The organism is Chthoniobacter sp. (assembly GCF_040003245.1).
GTDB lineage: Bacteria > Verrucomicrobiota > Verrucomicrobiia > Chthoniobacterales > Chthoniobacteraceae > Chthoniobacter.
The window spans coordinates 1-4,923 of the sequence record NZ_JBDUCX010000355.1 but is presented as its reverse complement, the minus strand read 5'-3'; the positions used below and the strand labels follow the sequence as shown (position 1 = coordinate 4,923).

Here is a 4,923-nt window from a genome sequence, read left to right as displayed (position 1 = left end):
CTGGCCGCTCGGTCTGCGCAACCGCGGTTGGTCGTTCAACAAGATCAATAACCTGCTCCTGACCGATAGCGGCAACGATGCCCGCGCCATGGTCGTGGAAGACAAGTCCAGTCCGACGAACTCCCCGGTGTTCATCCGTGGTCTGTCCGAGAACAAGGGCGACATCGTTCCCCGGCATTTCCTGGAGATCCTCTCCGGTGGCAAGCCTACGCCGTTCAAGATCGGCAGTGGCCGCCTCGAACTCGCCCAGGCGATCGCCAGCAAGAACAACCCGCTCACGGCCCGCGTGATCGTCAATCGCGTCTGGCTGCACCACTTCGGTGAAGGCTTCGTCCGCACGCCCGACGATCTCGGGACGCAGGCGGAAAAGCCGACGCATCCGGAACTCCTGGACTACCTCGCCTCCTACCTCATGGAGCAGGGCTGGTCGCTGAAGAAGCTGCACCGCTTGATCATGCTGTCGAAGGTCTATCAAGAGACCAGCAGCATTACCGACGGTCACTCGACGACCGCCGCGGGATATGCCAATATCGATCCTGACAATCGTCTCCTCTGGCACGCCAATGTGCGCCGGATGGACTTCGAAGCCATGCGCGACTCCCTGCTCGTCATGGCCAACAAGCTCGACCGGACGGTCGGTGGCCAGCCGGTGAACCTCACGGATGAACCGTACAGCTATCGCCGCACGATCTATGGTTACATCGATCGCGGCAACCTGCCGGAGCTCATGTCGCACTTCGACTTCAGCAATCCGGAAGCGCCCAATTCCAAGCGCACCACCACCGTCGTGCCGCAACAGGCCTTGTTCTTGATGAACAGCCCGATGGCCATTGACGTCGCCCGCAGCATTATGGCCCAGCCGGTGATTTCCCACGCCAAGACGAATAACGATCGGATCATCGGCATTTACCGCATCATCCTCGGCCGGACGCCGACCGGGGATGAAATCCGGATCGCCTACGCCTTCCTTCAGGAGGAGTTGCGCTTGCAGGATCGCGTCGCCGCCGAGGCCAAGGACATGACCGAGAAGGCGGAGAAGAAGACCGAAGAGCGCGCCAAGCGCAATGGCAATATGGCCGACAACAATGGCTTCGCCGCCATCCAGAATGAAGGCGCGACCATCGAACGGAAGCCGCTGACCGGTTGGGAGACCTACGCCCACGCTCTGCTGCTCTCCAACGAAGCGGCCTACGTCAACTAAGCCGGCGCCTCAATCAAAGTTCATCGCTGAAGCGGTGAATTGAAAACTCAACCAAGCGCCCCGCAACCACCGTGTTGCGGGGCGCTTTTATTTAGCGTGTCCTCGGCAATGGCGTAGGCCTAAAGGGAAGCGCGCTCCCCGGAGTTCTGCTGCCGTGCTGGGCGGTGCGGCTATCCTCCTATTTGAATGTTTTAGCGCACCAATGTTGCCACATGCTGCGGTAGGCGGCTTCAATGTTGCGCGCGAATCGGGGTGCATCCATCAGTGCCGAGCCCTCCATCCGTGATCGCAATGTGGCGCGCAAGTGGGCTAGTCGCGAGAGATTCCCAGCCAACTCCACCGCGATCCCCCCATAAGCCTCTTCCGAATCTGCCACCAACTCGGCCAGGCCCAGGTTGGTCAGAATGCTCAGACCCGCGCGCGATACCGACCTCCTTCCGGCAAGGCTCACGACTGGCACGCCCATCCAAAGCGCATCCAGGCTGGTCGTGTGCCCGCCGTATGGAAACGGATCCAAAACGAGGTCCAGCCGATGATGCAATTCCAAGTACGCCCGTCGCGGACACCGCTCCACAAAATCCACCCGGTGCGCCGCGACTCCTTCCCCCTCCAGGATCCGGATGATCCGTTGTCCGCAGCTTCCTGGCGGGCTCATCAACACCAGCCGCGAATCAGCCACTTCAACAAGCACCCGAGCCCACAGCTTCAACACCGGTTCGTTGATCTTGCGGATGCTATTCAAACTTCCAAAAGTCACCCACCCATTCTCCTGCGCCGGCAGTGCATTCACCTCCACCTCCATCCCGCAAGGATCGTAACACCAAAAGCTATCAATCAGGAAAACCTCCTCTTCCGCCGCCTCGGATTTCGCTGCAGATTGGCGATCGGAATTCGCCGTTCGCAGTGGGGACCCCACCCGCGATTTTCCATCTTCCATCTTCTCTTCCAAATACCGGTCGCTGATCCGATATTCGATCGCTTCCACGCCCGTCGTCTCCGGATAGCCCGCGAAGCTGACCTGCACCGGCGCCGGTTTGCGGGCGAATGCCGCCAGCCGATTCCCGGCCATGTGCTGCGTCAGGTCCACCAGGATATCGACCCCATCCTGGCGGATCATCTCCGCGAACTGTTCGTCCGTCAGGCCCACGGTGCTCCGCCATTGGTGCGCATGTTGCCGAATCTCCGCCGTCACCGCGTCGGTGTGCACCGTTCCCGAATAGCACAGGATCTCAAAGTTCTCCCGATCGTGAAACTGGAACAGCGGCACCACATTTCGCCCCACCACATGCTCGCGGAAGTCCGGGGAAACATAGCCGACGCGCAGCCGCCGCCCAGGACTGCGGTCGTTCGCCGGCAATCGATACAGCGCCTTGAGCGGTTCGGCGAATTGCCGGGTCCACCGGGCGTGCTCTTCCGCGATCGCGGCGCTATCGAGACTCGGCAGGAAATGGAGCGCGTAGATCAAGTTGCCATGCACCCACGCTTGCCCCGGATTGAGTTCCAGCGCGCGGCGGTAGTTGGCGATGGCTTCTTCGTTCTGGCCCGATTCGGCGAGCACGACACCCAGGTTGCCATAAGCCTCCGCGAAATCGGGCCTGAGGTGCAGGGTGCGCCGATAAGCGGCCAGTGCTTCGTCGAGCAGACCCTGGCTCCGCAGTGCGTTGCCCAGGTTATTGTGCGCCTCCGGATAGTCGGGCTTCAGTTGCAAGGCACAGCGATACGCCGCGACGGCATCGCCCACGCGGTCCAACTCGACCAGGGCAGCGCCGAGATTGTTGTACGCTTCCGGATAGTCGGGCTTTATTTCGAGAGCGCGATGATAGGCCGCCGCCGCTTCTTCGAGCCGCCCTGCGGTCCGGAACGCTTCTCCCAGATTGGAATGCGCCGCCGCGTTGCCGGGGAAAAGAGCGAGGGATTTTTGAATCAACATCGCCGCGAGGTCGGGGCGGCCAGCTTGCTGGGCGAGGACGCCGAGCAAATGCAGTGCGTCCGCGTGATTGGGTTGCACGGCGAGGATCTGGCGATAGAGCGCCTCGGCTTCCGCCAGCCGCCCGGCTTGGTGATGCCGGAGCGCAAGATCGAGGGCTTCTGGGACCGCAGCCATTCGCAGGGGGGACATTCGGGTGTCGGAAGAAGACACCCGGCCGCGCGAAAACGCAATCCAGTCGCGGACGGCATCCCGGAAGACCAGCGAGGGAAAAACGCAGAGGCGCAGAGACGCAGAGGGGGTAAAAGACAATGAGACTATGCGACAATCGGACAATGAGCCCGAGAGACAGTGCCCCGCTTGTCTCTCTTCCTCTGCGCCTCCGCGCTTGTCCCCGTTGCGCCATGGACCTGTCGCCGAGCCTCCAGTCTGCGGTTCAATTACCTGCCCCTCGCTACCGTCGCCCGTTATCGCAGGTTCTTGACGAGCGTCGTCGGGGTCGGTTGTTCGATCTTGCCGATCTCGTAAAACTGGCGAATCTCCTCGGCGCTCAGTGGTGCGGAGAGAACGGCCACTTCGTCGATCCGGCCCTGCAGGTTGCGCGCGCTGTCCTTCGCGCTGCGCGGCACGATGCCCGCGCGCCATTGCTCGCCGTCGCGGAGTGCCCAGTTGCCGATTTCGAAAGTCTCGAGCTGGAGCAGCGTGCGCACGCCCAGCTTGTCGGCGCCAATCGGTTGACCATTGAAGTAATGCGTCACGGTGTCCGTCGTGTTGTCGTAGACGGTCGCGATGCAGACCCACGATCCCAAAGTCTCCGGCGTGAACAATGGCTCGCTGTGATGATAGCGCCAGCCAGTCGGGTCGCCGCTCTTGCCGATATGGACGCCGAAGCCCAGTTCACCCCAGCGGCTGATGTACCATTGCACGTCGCCCGTGCTCATGCCGTCGGCCATGACCAGGGATTGCGGGCGGTCGGGCAGCGTATCGACGCGCAGCCAGGCCAGCAGCGTCATCGATTCGTAGCCCCCGGGCAGATTCAGCCGCAGGCGATCCTCGGGACGGGCAAACTCGATCGCGCCTTTGCCCGGCCAGCGGCCATCGTTGAACTGGCAGCCGACCATGCTCGCCGGCGAACCGGGCACCGCACGCCAGGCGCGATTGGGGATATTGCGCGACCAGCCGCGGTCGCCTTCGAAATCGAGATGCACCAGCGCCGCCGGATGCTCGCTCAAGGCCTGGCTCGCCGCGTGCCACGCTGTCAGTCGTCCCAACACACTCGCGCGTTCGCGCTTGGCCAGTTCCTCATCGCTCAGGAATTGATCGCGGCGCGCCGGAATGTCGTGCACGTGACCCTGGTCGATCTGCACGGCTTGATTTTGCCGCAGCTTGCGCTCCGTCGGTTGCGCGCCTTGCAAGCCGACCAACCCATTGAAGACGTGAATCTGGGGCGCACCGGCAATCGGGAGACTGCATCCAAACTCCGTGCCGTAATCGACCACGGCAAACGCCGATGTCCTCACGGTGAAGCCGTGCGCGGGATCGGGAACCTGCGCGCGCAGCTTGCCGCTGCCGAGGAAAGCGGAATTGTCCGTCAGGAGCTGGAACTCCGCCGGCCCCTCGAGGACGACCCGGGCGCCGCGCGAGAATTCGATCTGCACCGCCCCGGATTTCAAATGCAACCAGCCCGGGGTGAGACTTTCGCCCCGCTGCCGGCCAGCTCCGCCGTCCGCCCACACGGCATCCGCCGAATGCGTGAGTACTGTTTGGCGAAGAGTATCCCCCTCAACGAGAACGG

General features: G+C 62.6%; 3 protein-coding genes. 1 reads left to right on the top strand and 2 read right to left on the bottom strand.

Annotated elements, in window-relative coordinates; genetic code table 11:
• Window positions 1-1,201: DUF1553 domain-containing protein (locus tag ABJF10_RS29290; protein ID WP_348548148.1), on the top strand; the 1,201-nt coding region annotated here is incomplete at its 5' end.
• A 178-nt stretch (window positions 1,202-1,379) separates the two neighbouring features.
• On the opposite strand, the gene ABJF10_RS29285 is transcribed toward ABJF10_RS29290, so the two are convergent.
• Both ABJF10_RS29285 and ABJF10_RS29280 read right to left on the bottom strand, forming a co-directional pair.
• Window positions 1,380-3,305 (bottom strand): tetratricopeptide repeat protein, encoded by a 1,926-nt coding sequence (locus ABJF10_RS29285; protein ID WP_348548149.1) that lies wholly within the window; start codon window positions 3,303-3,305, stop codon window positions 1,380-1,382.
• Between the two features lie 290 nt (window positions 3,306-3,595).
• The coding region (locus ABJF10_RS29280; protein WP_348548147.1) for a LamG-like jellyroll fold domain-containing protein at window positions 3,596-4,923 on the bottom strand (1,328 nt) is incomplete at its 5' end.